Source organism: Kitasatospora sp. NPDC101155, from assembly GCF_044768305.1.
In the GTDB taxonomy this organism is placed as follows: Bacteria; Actinomycetota; Actinomycetes; order Streptomycetales; family Streptomycetaceae; genus Kitasatospora.
On the sequence record NZ_JBIWPN010000032.1, the window covers coordinates 1 to 22,340 of the forward strand.

General features: G+C 74.0%; 14 protein-coding genes. 8 read left to right on the plus strand and 6 right to left on the minus strand.

Features of this window, described 5'->3' with window-relative positions; all coding sequences use genetic code 11:
* Positions 1-392 precede the first annotated feature (392 nt).
* The 3 genes from ACIRYZ_RS33145 (at position 393) to ACIRYZ_RS33155 (ending at position 3,183) form a co-directional block, all read left to right on the plus strand.
* Entirely contained in the window at positions 393-1,319 is a 927-nt protein-coding gene (locus tag ACIRYZ_RS33145) for a DMT family transporter (protein ID WP_402951553.1), read from the plus strand.
* Between the two features lie 115 nt (positions 1,320-1,434).
* Positions 1,435-1,920, plus strand: a complete 486-nt coding sequence (locus ACIRYZ_RS33150; RefSeq protein ID WP_402951556.1) for a nuclear transport factor 2 family protein — start codon at positions 1,435-1,437, stop codon at positions 1,918-1,920.
* 63 nt (positions 1,921-1,983) lie between these two features.
* Complete coding sequence (locus ACIRYZ_RS33155; RefSeq protein WP_402951559.1) at positions 1,984-3,183, plus strand: epoxide hydrolase family protein; 1,200 nt, start codon at positions 1,984-1,986, stop codon at positions 3,181-3,183.
* A gap of 46 nt (positions 3,184-3,229) precedes the next feature.
* Here the strand turns inward: ACIRYZ_RS33155 and ACIRYZ_RS33160 are convergent, their stop codons facing one another.
* The 6 genes from ACIRYZ_RS33160 to ACIRYZ_RS33185 form a co-directional block, all read right to left on the minus strand.
* A complete protein-coding gene (locus tag ACIRYZ_RS33160; RefSeq protein WP_402951562.1) occupies positions 3,230-3,880 on the minus strand; it encodes a TetR/AcrR family transcriptional regulator in 651 nt (216 codons plus the stop codon).
* Between the two features lie 127 nt (positions 3,881-4,007).
* Entirely contained in the window at positions 4,008-7,904 is a 3,897-nt protein-coding gene (locus ACIRYZ_RS33165; protein ID WP_402951565.1) for a type I polyketide synthase, read from the minus strand.
* A gap of 351 nt (positions 7,905-8,255) precedes the next feature.
* Positions 8,256-8,945 (minus strand): TetR/AcrR family transcriptional regulator, encoded by a 690-nt coding sequence (locus tag ACIRYZ_RS33170; RefSeq protein ID WP_402951567.1) that lies wholly within the window; start codon positions 8,943-8,945, stop codon positions 8,256-8,258.
* Between the two features lie 30 nt (positions 8,946-8,975).
* Positions 8,976-9,302 (minus strand): ferredoxin, encoded by a 327-nt coding sequence (gene fdxA, locus ACIRYZ_RS33175; RefSeq protein ID WP_402951570.1) that lies wholly within the window; start codon positions 9,300-9,302, stop codon positions 8,976-8,978.
* A 31-nt stretch (positions 9,303-9,333) separates the two neighbouring features.
* Positions 9,334-9,504: a hypothetical protein gene (locus ACIRYZ_RS33180; protein WP_393029555.1), complete on the minus strand. Its 171-nt coding sequence runs from the start codon at positions 9,502-9,504 to the stop codon at positions 9,334-9,336.
* 82 nt (positions 9,505-9,586) lie between these two features.
* Positions 9,587-10,657 (minus strand): aldo/keto reductase, encoded by a 1,071-nt coding sequence (locus ACIRYZ_RS33185; protein ID WP_402951574.1) that lies wholly within the window; start codon positions 10,655-10,657, stop codon positions 9,587-9,589.
* Positions 10,658-11,035: 378 nt separating this feature from the next.
* Between ACIRYZ_RS33185 and ACIRYZ_RS33190 the strand changes: the two genes are divergently transcribed.
* From ACIRYZ_RS33190 to ACIRYZ_RS33210, 5 genes are all read left to right on the plus strand, one after another.
* On the plus strand, positions 11,036-12,166 hold the full coding sequence (locus ACIRYZ_RS33190; RefSeq protein WP_402951577.1) for a cytochrome P450: 1,131 nt from the start codon (positions 11,036-11,038) through the stop codon (positions 12,164-12,166).
* A 7-nt stretch (positions 12,167-12,173) separates the two neighbouring features.
* Positions 12,174-13,835, plus strand: coding sequence for a condensation domain-containing protein (locus ACIRYZ_RS33195; protein ID WP_402951580.1), 1,662 nt, complete (start codon positions 12,174-12,176; stop codon positions 13,833-13,835).
* Positions 13,836-13,952: 117 nt separating this feature from the next.
* Entirely contained in the window at positions 13,953-17,378 is a 3,426-nt protein-coding gene (locus tag ACIRYZ_RS33200) for an amino acid adenylation domain-containing protein (RefSeq protein ID WP_402951583.1), read from the plus strand.
* Between the two features lie 31 nt (positions 17,379-17,409).
* Positions 17,410-21,027, plus strand: a complete 3,618-nt coding sequence (locus tag ACIRYZ_RS33205) for a type I polyketide synthase (protein WP_402951586.1) — start codon at positions 17,410-17,412, stop codon at positions 21,025-21,027.
* Positions 21,014-22,315 (plus strand): MFS transporter, encoded by a 1,302-nt coding sequence (locus ACIRYZ_RS33210; protein ID WP_402951589.1) that lies wholly within the window; start codon positions 21,014-21,016, stop codon positions 22,313-22,315. The genes ACIRYZ_RS33205 and ACIRYZ_RS33210 overlap by 14 nt, the downstream gene beginning before the upstream one ends.
* The last annotated feature ends 25 nt before the right edge of the window (positions 22,316-22,340 follow it).

The window sequence follows — 22,340 nt, forward strand, 5'->3', positions numbered from 1 at the left end:
CCGTTGCGGTTAACGCCGCACGACGGGTTCGGGAGGAGGCCGCTGGGAAAAGGGCCAGCTCACATGCTGGCACCTCGCCCGGCGGCCCACCTCGCACTCGACCTCCCCTCGCCTGCCAACCCGCACGACTGAGTGCGGTCCGCTGGTGGCGCAGGAAGTCGGCCCCGTCGACTTCCTGCACAGGCTGGGTACCATCGGGCCTGTGAACTCGTACTGGCACGTCGTACTGCCACCGCTCAGCGCCTGATCGGGCGCGCGCTTCGGTGGCTTGATCCCTGAGACTCCCGGTTCGGCCTGGTGTGGCCGCCGTGGGGCTGTGGCGTGCGCCCGTTCTCGAAACCAGTTCCCCTGACGGTCTTCGACGACGGAAGTTCACGACTGTGCCGAATCGTTTGTCTGCGCCTGCCCGTACCGACCTGACCCCTGCTGTCCGCCGCACCGGTCCCCTCGGCGGGCCCGTACCGATCCTCATCGCCGCCCTGCTGTGGGGCACCACCGGGACCGCCAGCTCGCTGGCGCCCGCCGGCGCCCCGGCGACCGGGATCGGCTCCGCCGCGCTGGTGCTCGGCGGGCTGCTGCTGTTCGTCACCGACCGCACCGCCTGGACGCTGCCCCGGCGGTGCGGCACGCGTGAGCGGTGGCTGCTGGCGGTGGGGGCCGTCGCGGTGACGGGGTACCCGCTCACCTTCTACCCGGCGGTGACCCGCACCGGGGTGGCGGTGGCCACCGTGATCGCCCTGGGAAGCGCACCGGTCTTCACCGGGCTGCTCGGCTGGCTCGCCCGGCAGGGACGGCCCAGTGGGCGGTGGGCCGGGGCCACGGCGCTGGCCGTGCTGGGCTGCGGGGTGCTGGTGCTCGGGCCCGAACTCGCCGGTGGCGGCGCGGCGGTGAACCCCGTCGGAGTGCTGCTGGCGGCGCTCTCCGGGCTGTCGTACGCGGTGTACTCGCTGATCGGCGGCCGGCTGATCGCGGCCGGGCACCCGTCGGCCGGGATGATGGGCGCGATGTTCGGCGGGGCGGCGCTGCTGGTGCTGCCGGTGTTGCTGGGCGGCTCGGTGCAGTGGCTGGCCTCGGCGCGGGGCACGGGGGTGGTGCTGCACCTCGCGGTGATCACCACCTTCCTCGCGTACCGCCTGTTCGGCCACGGCCTGCGGCACACCTCCGCCCAGACCGCCACCACGCTGACGCTCGCCGAACCCGCCGTCGCCGCCGTCCTCGGCGTCGCGGCCCTGGGGGAGCGGCTGCCCGCCGTCTCCTGGTGCGGCCTCGCGGTGCTCGCGGGCGGCTTGGCGGTCCTGACGTTCCCGGGCCGCCGGTAGTTCAGTCGCTGCGCAGGAAGTCGCCCGGCCGACTTCCTGCGCGGCAACCGCCCGGTGGCTAGGGTGAGGTGATCGTGTGATCGTCGGGAGCCACGTCGCTTGTGGTGCGGGGCTCTTGGCGTTCCGGCTTGTCGAGGGCGGGGGACTGGTCATGGAGGAGTTCGCGGGTCCGTCGGAGGTGCTCGCCCGCTACCGTCGGGCGATGCTCGACCTCGACGCCGATGCGCTGGCCGAGCTGTACGCCGAGGACGGGGTGCACGAGTTCCCGTTCCTGTTCCCGGGGATGCCCGAGCGGTACCGGGGGCGCGAGGAGGTGCGGGCCGGGTACCGGGCGGCGTGGGGTGCGAGCACCGCGCGGCCGCAGGAGATCCGGGAGGTCGCCGTCCACCCGAGCACCGATCCCGAGGTGCTCACCGTCGAGCAGTGCGTGATCGGTACCGACGCCGCTACCGGCAGGCCGTTCAGCCTGCCGGGGCTGCTCGTGCTGCGGGTCCGGGACGGCCGGCTGGTGCACGTCCGGGACTACATGGACGGCCTGGGCGTGGCCCGTGCCATGGGGCGGCTGGCCGCCGTGGCGGCGCGGCTGGAGGAGCAGGGCTGACGGTCGGTCGGGTGGCGTCGTTCCGCGATCTTGACCGTGTTCGGGCGACTACGATCAGCGGATATGACGACGCCGCCCGATGAAGGCATCCACCCGTTCCGCATCGCCGTTCCGGAGAGCGACCTGGAGGACCTGCGCCAGCGCCTCGACCGAACGCGCTGGCCGGACGAGCTGCCGGGGGTCGGCTGGGCCTACGGGATCCCGCGCGGCTACCTGATGGAGCTGGCCGGCTACTGGCGGCACGAGTACGACTGGCGGGCCGCCGAGGCGCGGCTCAACCAGTGGCCGCAGTTCACCACGACGATCGACGGCGCCAACATCCACTTCCTGCACGTCCGTTCGCCGGAGCCGGACGCGGTGCCGCTGCTGCTGTCGCACGGCTGGCCCGGTTCGATCGTCGAGTTCGCCGAGCTCATCGGACCGCTCACCGACCCCCGGGCGCACGGGGCGGGCCCCTCGCCGGCCTTCCACCTGGTGATCCCGAGCCTGCCCGGTTTCGGCTTCTCCGGTCCGACCCGGGAGGCCGGCTGGGAGTACCGGCGGGTGGCGGCGGCCTTCGCCGAGCTGATGCGACGGCTGGGCTACGACTCGTACGGGGTGCAGGGCGGCGACTGGGGCTCCGCGATCTCGCGGGAGCTCGGCCGGGTGCACCCCGAGCGGGTGATCGGGGTGCACCTGAACCTGATCCCGGGGGGTGCGGCGGAGAGCGAGCCCACCGAGGAGGAGCTCGCCGGGCTCTCCGCGCCGGAGCGGGCGCGGACGCTGGCCTCCTGGGAGCGGATGCGCGAGTGGAACCGGGAGCGCAAGGGCTACGCGGACATCCAGACCACCCGGCCGCAGACCCTCGCGTACGGCCTCACCGACTCGCCGGTCGGTCAACTGGCCTGGATCGCCGAGAAGTTCAAGGAGTGGACGGACTCCGCGGAGCGCCCTGAGGACGCCGTCGACCGGGACCAGCTGCTCACCAACGTGATGCTCTACTGGCTCACCGGGACGGCCGGGTCCTCGGCCCGGCTCTACTACGAGCGCACCCACGCCGACTACTGGGGCCAGCCGGCCGAGCCGTCGACCGCCCCGACCGCCGTGGCGCTGTTCCCGGAGGAGAACTTCCTGGTCCTGCGGCACATCGCGGAGCGGACCAACAACATCGTGCGCTGGACGGAGCTGGACCGGGGCGGCCACTTCGCCGCGATGGAGGAGCCGGACCTGCTGGCCGCCGACATCAGGGCCTTCTTCGGGTGGCTGCGCCCGGCGGGCGCCTAGCCGCAGCGGTGCGCCGCCTCCAGCCCGTGCGGGGAGGCGGCGCCGCTCAGGCCCGGGTGGTGCCGGGTTCGGGCTCCGCGAAGACCCCGTACAGCAGCAGGTCGAGGACGGCGAGCAGTTCCTTGGTGAGTGCGCCCTTGCGGCCGGGGTTCATGCACCAGCGGTACAGCGTGCCGAGGTAGAGGTCGCGCAGCGCGTTGCCGACCTGGTCGGGGCGGATCCCCTCGCGGAACTCGCCGCGCCGTACGCCGTCGGCGACCAGTTCGGAGAACAGCTCGGCGAGGTAGGGCTCCTCCAGGAGCGGCCGGCCGGCCCGGACCCAGGCCATCAGCATGGCCCCGGTCTCCTTCTGGTCCTCCTCGTTCATCTTCCCGAGGGCGCGCATGCAGCGCTGCAGCCGGGTCCGGGTGGCGCCGGCGCCCAGGGCGTCCGCGGCGAGGGAGCCGCGCAGCTTGTCGCGGCGCTTCTCGCCCCACGTCCCGAGCAGGTCCTCCTTGCGCTGGAAGTAGTTGAAGAAGGTGCCGCGCGCGACGTCGGCGCGTTCCGCGATCTCGTCGATCGAGGTCTCGTCGTAGCCCTGTTCGGTGAACAGCGTGAGGGCGGCGGTGTAGAGGCGCTCCCTGACCCGTAGCTTGTTGCGCTCGCGGCGCCCGAGTGGCGCCGCCTCCGGCGCGGCTTCAGCTCCCGTGGAGTTCAACGGGCTCTCCGATCAGTGGTGGCTGTCGGGGAGGGCCCACTCCTCCCCGACTTGGTGCACCACAGTTTAACTATGATTCGTAGTTGAAGTTGTCCTCCATCAAGAGCCTTGATAGCTGTCGAACTTTTCAGCCTATGGCCGCCAGAAGACCGTTGAGGCTCTCCGAGCCGAGCAGGCGCCCTGCGGTGAGGTCCAGCCCGCAGTCCGAGCGGACCTGCGCCCGCAGTTGCGCGGCCATCAGCGAGTCCAGTCCCAGGTCGCGCAGCGAGCGGCGGCGGTCGATCGCCGCCTCGGGCAGGTCGAGCAGCCGGGACACCCGCTGGAGCAGCGCGTCCGTCGCGGCGCGCGCGGGCTCGGGGGCCGGCTCGGCGGCCACGGCCGCCAGGACCGGCTCGGCGTTCACCGGCACCGGCACCGGGGCCGGACGGGCGTTCACCGATACCGGCCGGGGGCGGGCCAGCGACCGGGCCGCCGGTACGGCGGGGCGCCGCCGGGCCAGGGCCCCGGCCAGCCGGCCGCGGACGCCGGCCGCCGGCGCGGCGAGGGCGACCAGCTCGATGTCGAGGAACTCGGCGAGCACCGAGCCGTCGGTGGCGAGCAGGAGGACGTCGCCCCGGGCCCGTCGGCCGCCCGGGCCGGGCGTGACGCGGCACAGGGTCCAGTACGCGTCGGCGAGTTCGGCGTGGCGGCGGACGGCGCCGAAGCCGGCGGGCACGTAGCCGGCGCCCGCCGGGTAGCCGGCGAGCATGGCCAGCAGCCCCGCCTCGTAGCCGACGGCGGTCGAGGCGCCGGCGCGGCGCACCCGGGCGACGACTCGTCCGCCGCGCCGCCAGGCGTGCTCGACCGTCCGCAGTCCCGTGCCGACCTCGAAGCCGCGTTCGGCGGCGCCCACGTACAGGGCGTCGGCGGACAGGTACTCGCGGTGGCGGGCCAGGCTGGTCTCCAGCAGCTCCCGCCGGTCGGGAGCGGCGCACGCGGTGGTGGGCTCCAGGCGGCCGAGCGCGCAGAGTTCCGGGCCGGCGCCGTGGTTGCGGCGGGCCTCGACCCGGACCGCGCGGGCGCCGTCCGGACCGGGCGCGTCCACGGTGACGAGCAGCACGGCGGTGGGGACGTCGGCGAGGGTGAGCGCGGCGTCGCCCAGGCGCACCCCGGCCAGGGTGAAGTGCTGCCCGGGCGCGGCCTCGCGCGCGGCGGCGAACGCGGCCTCCAGGTAGACGGAGGGGAAGACCGGCTCCACCCCGCTCACCCCCACCCCGGCGCCGACGGCGGGCAGGCCCCAGGCGTCCAGCCGGAATTCGCGCACCGGCGGCGCGGACACGGCGGCCGGTGCGGTGGCCTGCGCCGCGGCGCTCTGGCGCAGCCGGGTGGCGTCCCAGGGGTAGGCGGGCAGGGGCACCACCGGGGGCTCGAAGCCGTACCAGCGCGACCAGTCGACGGCGGCGCCCCGGGTGAACGCCCGGCCCACCGCCTCCAGCAGCAGGACCGCCTCGTCGCCGCCGCGCCGCAGGGTGGGGACGGCGGCGGGCTCGGCGCCGCCCGCGGTGACCGTCTCGTCGATCGCCGTGGTCAGCACCGGATGCGGGCTGACCTCCAGGAACACGGTGTCGGTCTTGGCCAGGTGCTGCACGGCCTCGACGAAGCGGACCGGGCGGCGCAGGTTGTCCAGCCAGTAGCGCGGGTCGAGTTCCGCGCCGGTGGTGGGGGCGGCGGTCACGCTGGACATCAGGGCGGTCCGGGCCGGGCGCGGCGCCAGGCCGTCCAGGGCGGCGAGCAGCTCCGCCCCGATCAGGTCCATGTCGGGGGAGTGCGAGGCCACCTCGACCTTGACCAGACGGCAGAGCACCCCGACGCCCTCCAGGCGCCTCGCGATCTCGGCCAGCGCGGTCGGCGGGCCGGCCAGCACGGTGGACGACGGGGAGTTCTGCGCCGCGACGCACACCGCGGCGAACTCCCGGTCGGAGGCGAGGAGTTCCTCGGCGCCCTCGGCGGAGAGCTCCACCGCGAGCATGGCGCCACGCCCGGCGAGCCGGCGCATCAGCCGGCTGCGGCGGCAGATCACCGCGGCGGCGTCGCGCAGCCCGAGCGCCCCGGCGCTCTGGGCGGCGGCGACCTCGCCCATGCTGTGGCCCACGCAGACGTCCGGGCTCAGGCCGGCCTCGCGCAGGGCGGCGTCCAGGGCGACGCCGACCGCCCACAGCGAGGGCTGGACCTTGTCCATGTCGGTGGGGAACTCCTCGACGTGGGTGAGCAGGTCGACCACCGACCAGCCGAGCTCCAGGCCGATCGCGGCGTCGCACTCCAGCAGCTTCTCCCGGAAGGCCGGGGAGGTCTCCAGCAGCCGGCGGCCCATGCCGGGCCACTGGGCGCCCTGGCCGGGGAAGACGAAGGCCAGCCGGCGGGGTTCGCCGAAGCCCGCCTCGGCGGTGCCGCCCTCGGGGACGGACTTCCCGGCGGCCAGCGCCCGCAGGCGCTCGGCGACCACCTCGTGGCTGTCGCCGCGGACCCACAGCCGGTAGGGGTGGGCGTCCCGGCGCAGGGCGGCGGCCGCGCAGAGTTCGGCGAGCGGGAGCTCGCGGCCGGGGCCGTCCGTCAGGTGGGTCGCGTAGGCCTCGGCCAGCCGGTTCAGCGAGCGGGCCGAGCGGGCGCTGAGCACCAGCAGCTGTTCGACGGTGCCGCGGCTCGGCGGTTCGGCGGCCGGGGCGGCGGGTTCGGCCGGGGCGGGGACGTACTCGCCGATCACCACATGGGCGTTGGTACCCGAGATGCCGAAGGAGCTGACGCCGAGCAGCGCCCGGTCGGCGGTCCGGGGCAGCGGGGTGTTGCGGGTGACGACGGTGACGCCGAGCTCCTCGCGCTCGATCACCGGGTTCGGCTCCGCGCAGTGCAGGGAGGCGGGGATGACGCCGTGTCGGGCGATCAGGACGGCCTTGATCAGCCCGGCTATGCCGGCCGCGGACTCGGCGTGGCCGATGTTGGTCTTCACCGAGCCGGTCAGCAGCGGGCGCCGGAGCGGGCGGGCGGTGGCGGTGGCGAGTGCCTGGAGTTCGACCGCGTCGCCGACCGAGGTGCCGGTGCCGTGGGCCTCCACGTAGTCGAGGTCCTGCGGGGAGACGCCGGCCGAGCGGCAGGCGGTACGCAGCATGTCGACCTGGCCGCTGATCGCGGGCTGCAGCAGGAGTCCGCTGCCCCGGCCGTCGTTGGTGACGGCGCTGCCGAGCAGGGTGGCCAGGATGCGGTCGCCGTCCCGTTCGGCGTCCGCGAGCCGTTTGAGCACGATGACGCCGACGCCGTCGCTGCGGACGAAGCCGTCGGCCCGGGCGTCGCCGAAGCGGCAGCGGCCGCCGGGCGACAGCATGCTGCCCTGGGAGTAGGCGATGGCGTCGTGGGGGGAGAGGACGAAGTTGACGCCGCCGGCGAGGGCGAGGTCGCACTCCCCGGCGAGCAGGCTCTGCCGGGCCTGGTGCACCGCGACCAGGGAGGAGGAGCAGGCGGTGTCGAGCACCACGCTGGGTCCGAAGAGGTCGAAGGCGAAGGAGAGCCGCCCGGCGGTGACGGCGCGCAGCCGGCTGCCGGCCACGTCGCGGACGTTCGGGCCGGTGGTGGAGCGGGTGGCCTCCGAGTACTCGGCGGTGGCCTGGCCGATGAACACACCGGCGTGGGTGCCGGCCAGGGTGGACGGGCGGATGCCGGCGTCCTCGAAGGCCTCCCAGGTGGCGTGCAGCAGCAGGCGCTGCTGGGGGTCGATGGCCCGGGCCTCGGCGGGGGAGATGTTGAAGAACCCGTAGTCGAAGGAGAACGGGTCGGTGACGAAGCCGCCGTGCCGGGAGGCGGTCCGGCCGGGGACGCCGGGGGTGGGGTCGTAGTCGGCCGTGATGTCGAACCGTTCCGCGGGCACCGCGGTGATCGAGTCCTGCTGGGCGATCAGGTTCTCCCAGAACCGTTGCGGTCCGTCCGCGCCTGGGAACCGACACCCCATGCCCACGACGGCGACTTCGGGACGGGGGTGCTGGTGTGCGTGCTCCATGGATGGCCCAATCTCGGTAGACGTAGACCTATGGCGTGCATGACCGTGCGCGGCTCTGGGGCTAGCGGGATCCAAACTTACACCGGGACTCAAGTTTGTTCCTAGGGTTCTACCGTTGGACTTTGAGTCCAACGAAAGACCGGGGTGGTGTCGGCGGAAGTGCCCCGAGGGGCGGGGATTTCGGCACTTGTCGGGGTGATCGGGCCGCTTGCCCGGACGGTGCCGAAGGGTGCCGGAAAAGCAGGAAAGGCCGCCCGGGACGACGGTGTTCCGTCGTCCCGGGCGGCCTTTCACGGGCGGGGTGGTTCCCGGCTGTCGGGTTCGGCCGGGTTCGGTCGGTCCCGGTCCGCCTCAGTTCGGTGAGTGTCCCGTGCCGGCGGGGCGCTCCCGCGCGGCCAGGCCGTGCAGGACCAGGTCCAGCACGGACACCAGCTCGCCGGTGAGCCGGCCCGGATCCTCCCCCCGGGCCGCCCGCCGGGTCCACCGGTAGAGCGCGCCCAGGTAGAGGTCGCGCAGCGCCTCGCCGACCTGCTCCGAGCTGAGCCCGGTGGCGATCTCCCCCCGGGCGCGGCCGGTCTCGACCAGCTCCGCGAGGATCGCACCCAGGTAGGGCTCCTCCTCCAACGGCCGTCCGGTGCGCACCCAGGCGGTGAGCATCGCCCGGCTGAGCTCGGGCTCCTCCTCGTTGAGGGCGCCGAGGACGGCGAGGCACTGCCGCAGGCCCTCGGCCGAGCCGGGCCGGTCCGCCGGCCCCTGCCCGGGCCGCCGCTGTTCCAGCCCCGCCTGTTCGAGCCGTTCCATCAGCCTCTCCCGTCGCGCCTCGGCCCAGGCGTTGATCAGGGCCTCCTTGCGCGGGAAGTGGTTGAAGAAGGTGCCGCGCGCCACGTCGGCGTGCTCCGCGATCTCCTCCACGGAGGCGCCCGCGTAGCCCTTCTGGCTGATCAGGGTCATCGCCGAGGCGTAGACCCGCTCCTTGACCCGCTGCCGGTTGCGGTCTCGTCGCGTCGCGGCCGGGGTCGGCACTTCGTCGTGCGCATCCATGGTCCGTCTCCGCTCCGGGCCGTCGGTCGGTCAGTGTGTCCGGTTCTGCGGCGGCAGTCCGCCGATGAACTCGTGGTCGTGCTCCAGGGTGCCGAGCTTGGAGGCGCCGCCGGGCGAGCCGAGTTCGTCGAAGAAGCCGGTGTTCGACTTCCGGTAGTCCTCCCACTCGTCCGGGAGGTCGTCGTCGTAGAAGATCGCCTCAACCGGGCAGACGGGCTCGCAGGCGCCGCAGTCCACGCACTCGTCGGGGTGGATGTACATCGAGCGGGCGCCCTCGTAGATGCAGTCGACGGGGCATTCCTCGATGCACGCCTTGTCCTTGACGTCCACGCAGGGCTGCGCGATCACATAGGCCACGTGCTGTTCCTCCTCGTGAAGGGATGTTGGGCTAGAGACCGCGCAGGTACGGGGCGTCGCCGCTGCTGCCGATCCCGTCGGGCGCGTGCCCGCCGCCGGTGGATCCGCCGGTCGGAACCGTCCTGTGCTCGTAGCTCTCCAGTCGGGCCATCTCGCCGCGCGGGACCTCGGGTCGCTCCTGCGGCTGGTGAGGGTGGGACATGGCAGCCTCCAGCTGACAGTACGTAGAACTTGAACTTCAGTCCATTTGTTCTCCATCAGGCAAACATGGACTCAAGTTCATGTCAATGGGTCGGTACGGCGGACGGCGCGGCGCTGCGCCCGGCGAGCGGACGACGGCGCAGGGCTGCCTCGGCGATGGCCGGCGGCGGCCAGGAGGCGTTCGGGTCGTACAGGTTGACGCCGGGCGGGACGATCTCGTCGATCCGGTCCATCGCGGCGTCGTCGAGCAGCAGCGAGGCGCCCTTGATCGTCGCCTCCAGCTGCTCCATGGTGCGCGGGCCGATGATCGCCGAGGTCACGCCGGGGTGCGCCGTCACGAAGGCCATGCTCAGCTCGGGCAGGGTGCAGCCCAGCTCGTCCGCCAGTTCGGTGAAGCGCTCGACGGCCTCCAGCTTGCGGACGTTGCCCGGGATGCTCGGGTCGAAGCGGCTCGGCACGACGGCGGCGCGGCCCTGGGTGAGGTCCACCGGGCGGCCCTGCCGGTAGGTGCCGGAGAGGAAGCCGAAGGCGAGCGGGCTCCAGGTCAGCACGCCCATGCCGAGCCGCTGGCAGGTCGGCAGTACCGCGGCCTCGGCGCCACGGGCCAGCAGCGAGTAGGGCGGCTGCTCGGTGCGCGGGCGCAGCAGGCCGCGGCGCTCGGCGAGGTGGTGCGCCTCGACGAGGTCCTCGGCCGGGTAGGTGGACAGGCCGTAGGTGCGGATCTTCCCGGCCCTGACCAGGTCGCTCAGGGCGGCGAGGGTCTCCTCCAGGTCGGTCGAGCGGTCCGGGCGGTGGACCTGGTAGAGGTCGATCCAGTCGGTCCGCAGTCGCCGCAGGCTCTCCTCGACGGCCTGCACGATCCAGCGGCGCGAGTTGCCGCTGCGGTTGCGGCCCTCGCCCATCTGGAAGTGGAACTTGGTGGCCAGCACGACCTCGTCGCGCCGGCCCCGCAGGGCCTTGCCGACGACGGTCTCGGACTCGCCGGCCGAGTACATGTCCGCGGTGTCGACGAAGTTGATCCCGCGGTCCAGCGCGGTGTGGACGATCCGGGCGCAGTCCTCGTGGTCGGGGTTGCCGACGAACCCGAAGTTCATCGTGCCGAGGCAGTACGTGCTGACCTCGATGCCGCTGCCGCCCAGGGTGCGGTAGTGCATGATCCGGCTCCTCTTTCGGTCATGGCGGAGGCCGCGCCGGGGTGCGTGCCGGCGCGGTGGAAAGGGGTTGGGGGGATCCCGACGGTACACGACCCCCCGTTTCCCGCAACAGCTCTGACGGTCCATCAGCTGGGGCGGGGCGGTGAACCGGGGCGTCCGCCGGTCCGTCGAGGATCCCATTGACATGAACTGGAGTCCATGTTTGACTGCGGGCCGCGAGATGGACATGAGTTCATATTTGATCTCCCGGAAAGGAATCCGGCCATCATTACCCACGATGCGCCCGTATCCCGGTGCCCGGTCACCGGCGGCGCGGCAGCGGACCTGGTCGACCCCAGGCTCTACAGCGACGGGGACGCCTGGCGGATCTGGCAGCGCATGCGCGCCGAGAAGACGCTCGGGTGGCACCAGGTCGACGCGGAGCGAGGCTTCTGGTCGGTGGTCAAGTACGCCGACTCCGACCTGGTCCTGCGGGATGCCGCCACCTTCACCTCCGAACGAGGCACCCTGCTGGACATCCTCGGCACGGACGACCCGGCCGGCGGCCAGCAGCTCGCCGTCACCGACCCGCCCCGACACACCCCGCGCCAGGCGCGTCTGAAGAAGGCCCTCGCCAGCAAGGCCGTCGGTCGGCAGCGCAGCATGATCACCCCGATCGTGCGCGAGCTGCTCGAACCCCTCGGTGACGGCGGCGTCTTCGACTTCGGCGCGGCCATGCTCGGACTGCCGATGTCGGTGACCGGCGCCATGATGGCCCTGCCCGAGCAGGACTGGCCCTGGCTCACCCGCCTCACCACCATCTGCATCGCCGCCGACGACCCCGACTTCCAGGGGCCGGACGGCAAGGAGGCGACGCTGACGGAGGCGCACCGCGAGCTCTTCGGCTACTTCCAGGACCTCACCCGGCACCGCCGGGAGAACCTCGGCGACGACCTGCTGAGCACCCTGATCTCGACCACCTTCGAAGGCCGGCAGATGTCGGCGGCCGAGGTCGTCTCCAACTGCTACAGCCTGCTGCTCGGCGCCAACGTCACCACCCCGCACGCGCCGACCTTCGTCATGGCCGAGTTCGCCGAGAGCGACGTGCTCGCCGACTGGGCGGCTCACCCGGAGGTGCACGCCACCGCCTACGAGGAGGCGCTGCGCTGGGCGTCGCCCGTCAACCACGTGCTGCGCTACGCGACCCGGGACACCGTCGTACGGGACACCGAGATCAAGGCCGGCGAGGCCGTGGTGGTCTGGCTCGGCGCCGCCAACCGCGACGAGGAGGTGTTCGCCGACCCGCACACCTTCGACATCCGCCGCAAGCCCAACAAGCACCTGGCCTTCGGCATCGGCCCGCACTACTGCGTGGGCCACAGCGTCGCCCGGGTCACCGTCTCGATCCTCTTCGAGGAACTGCTCGCCGGCTACCGGGACTTCCGACCGGCCGGCACGCCCGAGCGGCTCGTCTCGAACTTCGCCTCCGGCTACAAGTACGTGCCGATCACGGCCCGTCGGCGGAAGTGAGCCCGGGATGAGCACGACCGAGACCGCGGACGACCGCTGGTACCCGGCCAACCCGGCGCAGAAGGGCCTGTGGGTCCTGGACCGGGTGGAGCAGCTGCGCCGCACCACCCTGATCCCGACCGTCGTCCGCTTCACCGGCCCGGTCGACGTCCAGCGGCTGGCCCGGGCCGTCCAGCAGGTCCTCGACCGGCACCCGGCGCTGCGCTCGCGCTTCCGGCTCGACCCGGAGCGCAAACGCGTCGAGTTCCGCACCGACCTGGAGCCCGCCCGGGTCGGCGTGATCGACGCCGCCGCGGAGGGCTGGACGGAGGCCGAGCTGCCCGAGCTCGTCGACGTCCTGTGCTACGCGCCGTTCGACCTGTCCGCCGAGGCCCCGGCCCGGGCGGAGCTGATCGTCCTCGGCCCGCAGGACGTGCGGCTGGTGCTGACGGTGCACCACATCGTCTGCGACGGCTGGTCCCACTCGCTGATCCTGCGGGAGATCGAGCAGATCTACCGCGCCGAGGCCGAGGGCGTCGACCCCGCCCTGCCGGTGCCGCCGCACCCCGGCGAGGTCACCGTCGGGCCCGGACCCGAGGAGCTGGCCGAGCGGCTGCCGGACGTGGTCGAGCGCCTCGCCGGTGCGCCGCTGGAGGTCGACTTCCCGTTCCGCCGCCCCGTACCGGCCGACGCCGAACCCGACCTCGACGGCGGGACGCTGGCGATCGACCTGGACGAGGAGCTGACCGGCGCGCTGCTCGACGCCGCCGCCGGGGCGGGCTGCACCCCGTTCGCCCTCGGGGTCGCCCTGCTCACCGGAACCCTGGCCCAGATCGGCGACCAGCGCGACTTCGTCATCGCCTTCGGCTGGCCCGGCCGGGACGACCCGGCGATCGCCGACGTGGTCGGGATGTTCATGAACACCACCATGCTCCGGGTCACCCTCGACGGGGACCGCACCAGCTGGGGTGAACTCCTCGGCGGCGCCCGGCTCGGCGCCCTGGAGGCGTTCATCGACGCCGACATCCCGCTGGACGCCGTGACCGCCGAGCTGAAGCCCGAGCGGGCGGTCATCTGGCCGCCGCTGTCGGCGGTGCTCGTGAACCTCAACGAGTCGCCGCGCGACCTCGTCCTCGGCGACGGGGCGGTGGGCCGGCTCCAGCCGCTCGACCGCCTCCACATGAAGTACGACCTCGCCCTGTTCGTCCGCGTGGACGAGACCCCGCGGGGCCGGCGGCTGCAGCTGTCCGTGGACTACACCCGGGCGCTGTTCGACTCCGCCGACATCAGCCGACTTCTCGACGCCATGCGGCGCAACGCCGCAGTCATCGCCCACTCCCTGGAGGAACCCGTGACCGTAGCCGTGAACCCGACCGTAGACCTGGACGACCCGGCCGCCCGGCTGGAGCTCGTACGTTCGCTCTGGCTGGAGGTCCTCAAGCTCGACTCGGTAGGCGACGACGTGAGCTTCTTCGAGGCCGGCGGCGACTCGCTGCTGCTGGTGATGCTCGTGGAGCGCCTCACCCAGGCCACCGGCCGGGCCCTGAAGACCATGGACCTGTTCCGCGCCGGCACCGTACGCGGCCACGCCGAGCTGCTGGTGACCGCCGGCTCGCCGGCCGGCGCAGGCGCCGTCAGCAGCCGGGACCGCCTGCTGGGCGCCGCCCGCGCGGCCGCCGCCGCGCGCTGATCCCGGGCCCGCCCCGGGTGTGTCCGGCGGGTCTCTGCCGGGATCGACAAGATCCGCCGGACACGCCCCGGGCGGTACGCGAGCCGCGTCCAACCCTTCCTCATTGGAGAGCAACTGATGACGCTTCATGAAATGGCGTGCACCGTGCTCGGCCTGCAGCCGGCCGGTGCGGACCTCGGGACGCTGAGCTTCGTCGAGCTCGGCGGGGACTCACTGCGCGCGATGCGGCTCGCGGCAACGGCTCAGGAGGAGCTGGGGCTGCGGCTGGCGATGCGGGAGCTGCTCGGGATCCGGCCGCTGGCCGAGGTCCTGGCCGAGGCGGCGGAGTCCGCCGTCGTACCCACTCCGGCGGCCACCGGTGACGGGGCCGACCGGACCGCCGCGACGGACGCCCTGTCCTACACCCAGCGCGGGATGTGGCTGATCGAGAGCATCACCGGCGGATCCCCGTACAACCTGGTCTTCACCTGCTTCGTCGAGGAGGGCAAGCTCGACCAGGGCCTGCTCCAGGAGGCCTTCGACCGCACCGCCCGCCGCCACGAGGGGCTGCGCACCGTCTTCCGGGAGCGCGACGGCGAGGCGGTCCGGCACATCCTGGACGGCGTCACGCCGCAGCTGACCGCCGTCGAGCACGACGGCCCCGCCGACGAGTTCGACGCGTACGTCCGGCGGGTGTCCGCCGAGCGCGGCGCCGAGCCCTTCGACCTGGCCGCGGCCCCCGCGCTGCGCCTGCTCTTCTTCGGCAACCCGGCCGGCGGCCGGGCCGTCACCCTGATCGCCCACCACATGCTGCTGGACGGCACCGCCGTCGGCCTGCTGCTGCGCGAACTCTTCGACCACTACCGCGAGTTGGAGGGCGGCACAGCGGCCGACCACGACCCGGCGGTACCGCTGGACGCCCTCATCCGGCGCCAGGAGGAGCTGCGCTCGGCCGGCGAGTGGGAGCGGCAGGCGAACTTCTGGACCGAGCACCTGGCCGGCGTACCGAGCGTGCTGGAGCTGCCCGCGGACCGGCAGCGCCCGGCGATCCAGGACGCGGCCGGCGACCGGCTGCCGCTGGACCTCGGTGCCGAGGTCAGCGCCGCGGTGACCGGACGGGCCCGGCAGCTGGGCGTGACCCCGTTCGCCTTCCTGCTGGGCGCGTTCGGCCTCACGCTCAGCCGCTGGACCGGCACCCGCCGCCTGCTGGTCGGCGTACCGATGCTCGGCCGCGAGACCAGCGAGCTGGCCCGGCTGGTCGGCGTGGCCGGCAACCTGGTACCGGTGCGGATCGACGTCGACGACGACGCGGACACCGCCGACTACCTGCGCGCCGTCCACGACTCGGTGGCCCTCGCCATGGACGCCGGCCAGCTGCCCTTCGACGAGCTGGTCGCCCACCTCGGCACCGAGCGCACCCTCGGCTGCCACCCGCTGGTCCAGGCCTGCTTCGGCATGCACGACCAGCTGGTGCCGGAACGGCTGCGCACCGACGCCCTGGCCGTACGCGTCGAGGAGGGGCACGGCGGCGGCTCGCAGTTCGACCTCACCCTGCTGGTGGGCCACGCCGACCCGGCGTACGCCGGCCACGTCGAGTACGCCACGGCGGTGTGGCACCGCGGCGAGGCCGAGGCCTTCGTCGCCGACTTCCGCGCCGCCGTCGCCGAACTGGCCGTCGCCGACTCCGCCCTGGAGGAGGTGCGCTGCCTGGCGCCCGAGCGCCGCACCCTGCTCGACCGGCTCAACGAGACCGGGCAGGACGTCCCCGCCACCTCGCTGGACGAGGCGTTCCGCACCGCCGCCCGGCGCCACCCCGACGCCGTCGCCGTCCGCGAGGGCGACACCGAGCTGACCTACACCCAGCTCGCGGCGGCCGTCGCCGAACAGGCCCGGCTGCTGCGCGCGGCCGGCGTGGTACCGGGCGACACCGTCCTGGTCGGCCTGGAGCGCTCGGTCGCCGAGGCGGTCGCCGTCCTCGGCGTGGTCTCGGCCGGCGCCGCCTACGTCGGCGTGGACCTCGGCCTGCCCGCGGCGCACACCCGGCAGATCACCGCCAAGGCCGCCCCCGCCGCCGCACTGGTACCGGCGCACGCCCGCGAGCACGAGGCCCTCACCGGGATCCCGGTCGTCGAGGCCTGGGACCCGTCCTGGCGGCCCGAGACCGCGGCGGACGCGGCGCACCCCGCCGCGGACCCCGCGCGCCAGGCCTACATCGCCTTCACCTCCGGCTCCACCGGCGAGCCCAAGGGCGTCAGCGTCCCCCACCGCGGGGTCCTGCGGCTCGTCCTGGACGTCGACTACGTCCGCCTCGGCCCGGGCGAGCGGATGCTGCGGCTGTCGCCGCTGGCCTTCGACGCCTCCACCCTGGAACTGTGGGGCGCGCTGCTGACCGGCGCGACCCTGGAGGTCCACCCGGCCGGGCTGCCCTCGCCCTCCGAGCTCGGCGCCTTCCTGGTCGAGCGCGAGGTCACCGTCGCCTGGCTGACCGCCGGACTCTTCCGCCTGGTCGCCGAGTTCGCGCCGGACGGCCTCGGCGGGCTGCGCCAGCTGCTCACCGGCGGCGACGTGGTACCGCACGACCACGCGGCGCGGATGCTGGCCCGCCACCCCGGCCTGGTGATCACCAACGGCTACGGGCCGACCGAGAACACCACCTTCACCACCACCCACTCGGTGCGCCGCCCCGAGGACGTCGACGGCCCGCTGCCGATCGGCCGCCCGATCCCCGGCACCCGGGTGTACGTCCTCGACGAGCGCGGCCGGCGGGTCCCCCCGGGCGCGGTCGGCGAGCTCTACGCCGCGGGCGAGGGCCTGGCCGACGGCTACGTCCACAACGAGGCGGAGACCGACCGCCGATTCGGCCACTTCTCCGCCGAGGTCCCCGAGCGCCTCTACCGCACCGGCGACGTCGTCCGGCTCGACACCCGGGGCCGGATCTCCTTCCTCGGCCGTTCCGACCACCAGGTCAAGATCCGCGGCTACCGGATCGAGCTCAGCGCGATCAGCGACGTCCTCGCCACCCACCCGGGCGTCCAGGACGCCGTGGTGGTGGTGACCGACGACGACAGCGCCGGCAAGCGGATCGTCGGGGCCGTCGTCCCGGTACCGGGCGCGGCCGTCGACGCCGCCGAGCTGCGCGACCTGCTCGCCGAGCGGCTGCCCAGCTACATGGTCCCCGTGCTGTGGGCGCTGCTGGAGCGGATGCCGGTCACCGCGAACGGCAAGGTGGACCGCAAGGCCATCATCGCCGCGGCCGCCCCGGCCCGGACCGGCCGACCGCAGCCGGCGGCCGCGCCCGGCGCCGCCGCCGAGGCCGACCCGACCGAGCGCGTCGCCGCCCTGTTCGCCGAGGCGATCAAGCGGGCCGGCAACCAGACCCGGGAGATCCCCGCGATCGACCGCGACACCGACTTCTTCCGGATCGGCGGCACCTCGCTCGCGGCCGTCCAGCTGATCCGCCTGATCAAGCAGGACCTCGGGGTCACGCTCAAGCTCCGCGAGTTCCTGCTCAACCCCACCCCGACCGGAGTGCGCGGGCTCGCCGACAAGGCGGCGACCGCGTGACCGGCCGGACCGTCGAGAGGAGGTGGCGGGCGTGGTAGCCGACCGTGCCATCGCCGTGATCGGAATGGCGTGCCGGTACCCCGGCGCGTCGGACGTCCGGGAGTTCTGGGCGAACCTGCGCGCCGGCGTCGAGGGGATCACCCACTTCGACGTGGACGAGCTGCTCAAGGCCGGAGCGGACCCGGAGTACGTCCGCCGGCCCGAGTTCGTCGGGTCCAAGGGCGTCCTGGCGGGCTCCCGGAACTTCGACTGGGGCTACTTCCGCTACCCCCGGGCCGAGGCCGCCGTCATCGACCCGCAGCAGCGGGTCTTCCTGGAGTGCGCCGCGACCGCCGTCGACGACGCCGGGATCGACCCGACCCGCTTCCCCGGCCGGATCGGCGTCTACGCCGGCTCCGACCGGACCGCCCAGCCCAGCGACGACCTCAGCCCGCTGGCCCGGGTGATCAGCCTGGAGAAGGACTTCGTCGCCACCCGGGTCGCCTACAAGATGGGCCTGCGCGGCCCGGCCGTCACCGTCCAGACGGCCTGCTCCACCTCGCTGACCGCCATTCACATGGCCGTCCAGAGCCTGCTCGGCGGCGAGTGCGACGTGGCCCTGGCCGGCGGCGTCGCCGTCTCGCCGAAGGGCGAGTGGGGCTTCCTGCACGAGCCGGGCGGGGTGCTCTCGCCCGACGGGCACTGCCGCCCCTTCGACGCCGAGGCCGGTGGGACCGTCCCCAGCGAGGGCGTCGGCGTGGTGGTCCTCAAGCGCCTGGAGGACGCGCTGCGCGACGGCGACCGGATCGCGGCCGTCGTCCGCGGCTCGGCGATCAACAACGACGGGGCCGAGAAGCTCGGCTTCACCGCACCCTCGATCCCCGGCCAGGCCGAGGTGATCCGCCACGCCCACCAGGTGGCCGGCGTGGACGCCGGGCAGATCGGCTACGTGGAGTGCCACGGCACCGCGACCAGGCTCGGCGACCCGGTCGAGGTGGCCGCGCTCACCGAGGCGTTCCAGCTGTCCGCCGAGGAGCAGACCTGCTGGCTCGGCTCGGTCAAGAGCAACATCGGGCACACCAGCGTGGCCGCCGGCGTCGCGGGCTTCATCAAGACCGTCCTGATGCTCGAACACGGCGAGCTCGTCCCCACCCTGCACTTCCGCAGCGCCAACCCGCTGCTCGACCTGGAGTCCTCCCCCTTCCAGGTCAGCACCCGGACCCAGGCCTGGGCCCCGGAGCGGCGCACGGCCGGCGTCAGCGCCTTCGGCGTCGGCGGCACCAACGCGCACGTCGTCCTGGAGGCCGCGCCGCCGCGCGAGCGCGCCGCCGCCGACCGCGGCCCGCGGGTGCTCACCCTCTCCGCCAACACCCCCGAGGCGCTGCGCCGGATGCGCACCCGCCTGGCGGAGCGGCTGGAGGCCGACCAGGAGCTGGAGCTGCCGGACGTCGCCCGCACGCTCGCCGGACGGCGGGTCCACCCGCTGCGGCAGAGCGTCGCGGTCGCCGACCGCGACAGCGCCGCCCAGGCGCTGCTCGCCGCCCCCGAACCGGTGCGCGGCGACGGCCTCAACAAGGTCGCCTTCCTCTTCCCCGGCCACGGGGTGCTGCGCCACCCCGCCGGAACCGCGGCCTACCGGCTGCTCCCGGACTTCGCCCGGGCCTTCGACGAGCTGCGCGCCTCGGCCGCCGGCCTCGGCCTCGACCTCTCGCCGCTGGTGGCCGGCGAGGCCGCGCCGGCCGAGTGGTTCGACGAGTTCGTCCACCACCAGGTCGGGCTGTTCACGCTCGGCTACGCGCTGGGCCACCAGCTCAAGGAGTGGGGCGTCAAGCCCGCCGCCATGTTCGGCAACAGCGCCGGCGAGTACGCGGCCGCCGCCGTGGCCGGCGTCTGGGCGCCGGAGGACGCGCTGCGGCTGGTGCACGAGCGGGCGATCGCGCTGCGCGCCACCGAACCGGGCCGGATGGTGGCGGTCAACGCACCGCCGGCGGAGGTGGCCGCGCGGGTCCCGCTGGACGGGCGGATCGCCGTCTCCATGGTGGCCCGGGGCGGGGTGGTCCTGTCCGGGCCGGCCGCCGAGATGACCGAGCTGCTCGACGGGGACGCCCTCGACGGGCTGGACCTGCGGGTGCTCAACGTCGACCGGGCCGCCCACTGCGACATCCTCGTGCCGGTCGCGGACCGGCTGACCGAGCTGGTGGCCGGGATCCCGGCCCAGCTGCCCGCCGTCCGGCTGGTCTCCAACGTCTCCGGCGGCTTCGCCGACCCGGCGGCCGTGACCACCCCCGAGTACTGGGCCTCGCAGGTCCGCCGGCCCGTCCTGCTGGACGCGGGCATGGCGACCCTGCTCGACTCCGACTGCGACACCTTCCTCGAACTGGGCCCCGGCGCCACCATGCTGAGCGCCCTGCGCTGGAGCCCGGACTGGGACGGCACCCGGGCGGCCGTGCCGGTGCTCGGCCGGGCCGAGGACGGCGAACTCGGGCTGCTGCGGGCGCTCGGCGCGCTCTGGGAGCGCGGACTGGACGTCCTGGAGCCGCCCCTGACGGCCGACGGCGCGCGCCCCGCGCTGGTCCCGCTGCCCGGGTACCCGTTCGCCGAGGACGACCCCGAGGTGGAGCCGGAGCCGCCCACCGTCGTAACCGGGGCCGCCGCGCCGGACGACCCGGACGCGCTGCGCCCGCTGCTGGAGCGGCTCTGGTGCCGCACCCTCGGCGTGGCGTCGGTGCGCGACGAGGACGGCTTCTTCGCCCTGGGCGGGGAGTCGCTGACCGTGCTGTCGCTGCTCAGCCGGCTGCGCGAGCAGGCCGAAGTCTCCGTCGTGGCCGCCGAGTTCATGCGGGAGGCGACCTTCGGCCGACTGCTCGCGCTCGCCGAGGAGCAGCGGGCGCTGACCGGACCGGCCCCGCTGGTCGGCGCCGTCACGCTGCGCGAGGGCGTCGGCCGGCCCGTCCTGCTGGTCGCCGACGCGGCCGGATCCGCCTGGAGCTACCGGGAGTTGGCGCAGGCCCTGGAGACCGACCGGCCGGTCGTGGTGCTGGAGCCGGTCGACGGGGAGAGCGGACGGGGGACGATCGAGGAGATCGCCACCCACCACGTCCAGGCCCTGCTCGCGGTGCAGCCCGAGGGCCCGTACACCCTCGGCGGCTGGTCCTTCGGCTCGGTCGTGGCGCACGAGATGGCGACCCGGCTCAAGGCCCGCGGCGCCGTGGTGGACCTGCTGGTCTGCCTGGACTCCTACCTGCCGGGCCGGCCCGGCCAGGCCTTCGGTGCCACGCCCGACTTCCTGCTGGGCCACGCCCGCCTGGTCGGCGGGGCGTTCCTCGGCCTCGGCGCCTCCGGCCGGGCGGTCCGGCGCAACCCGGCGCTGCGCCGGCTGCTGCTGGACAAGTTCCGGCTGCTGTCCCGCTACCGGCCGCGGCCGGCGGCCTGCCCCGTCCTGGTCTTCAAGGTCGACACCGACCGGGCCGGAGCGGACCGCCTGGAGCGCCGGATCCGCGCCATGTACACCGCGGGGTTGCGGGTCCGGGCGGTCGCGGGCGACCACTGGTCGATGCTCCGGCCGCCGCTGGTGGGCCGGCTCGCCGGTCAGCTGTCCGAGGCGCTCGTCCACGCGGCCGCGGCGGTCGAGCCGTCGCCGACGGAGGGAGAACACGATGGCGATCGATGACGCACCCCCGGCCACCGAGCCCGTCCCGGCCGTCGAGCCCGCCCCGGAGGCCGTGGCCGAGGACCCGGAGGCGCACCGCGGTTCGCTGCTGCGCAACCGCAGTTGGCAGGCCTTCTGGGTGAGCGAGACCCTGGCGGCGGTCGCCGAACAGTCCGCGGACATCGCCTACCCGCTGCTGGTCCTGGCCACCACCGGCTCGGCGTCCTACGCCGGGGCGGTGGGCTCGGCCCAACTGCTGGCCACCGGCCTGCTGTCGATCGTCGGCGGGACCCTGGCGGACCGCTTCGACCGGCGCCGGCTGCTGGTGCTCTGCAACACCGTCCGGGCGGTCCTGCTCGGGGCGTTCTGCTGGATGATCGCGGTGGGCACCGTCCCGATCGCGGTCACCTTCGCCGTGGCCCTGGTCTCCGCCGCCTGCTTCGGCATCTCGATGCCGACCCAGATGGCGCTGATCAAGCAGCTGGTCCGCCCGTCCCAACTGACCGAGGCGACCGCGCAGAACCAGATCCGCTGGTTCGGCGCGATCACCGCCGGGCCCCCGGTGGGCGGCTGGCTGTTCGGCGTGGCCCGGGCGCTGCCCTTCGTGGGCGCCGCGGTGGCCTTCCTGGTCTCCAACCTGCTGCTGATGCTGGTCAAGGTGCCGACCGCGCAGAAGCCCGCCACCGGCACGGCCGGCCGCGGCACCATGGAGGGCTTCCGGTTCCTCTTCCGCCACCCCGTCCTGCGGCCGCTGATGATCAGCATCACGCTGTCCAACATGGCGTTCAACACCACCGGGATCTTCCTGGCGGTGATCGCCACCGCCAAGGAGCGCGGCGCCTCCGACGGGTTCACCGGCGTCACGCTGGCCCTGGCCGGCGCCGGCGGCCTGCTGGGCTCGCTGGTGGCCGGAGAGGTCATCAAGCGCACGCCCCCGCCGCTGGTCTTCATCGTCGGCTACGGGATCGGCCCGATCGCCGCGCTGCTGCTGGCCGTGGTGCCCGGCGTCGTCCCGCTCGGCGTGATCGTCGCCTGCGTCTTCGTCCGCGGCCCGATCATCAGCGCCCTGTTCCTCACCTACGCGGCCAAGCTGGTGCCCGACGACATCCAGGGCCGCGTACTCGGAGCGATCGTCTTCACCTCGATGATCGCCTCGCCGATCGGCGTCCTGGCCGTCGGCGCCATCTTCGACACCGGGGGCTCGTTCTGGGTCTTCGTCGCGGTCGCCGTCACCGCCGCGCTGGGCACGCTGCCCACCCTCACCCGCGGGGTCCGCACGCTCCGCCCCCTCGACGAGATCACTTCCTGAGGCTTCCCCACCGCCCCTTCGACAC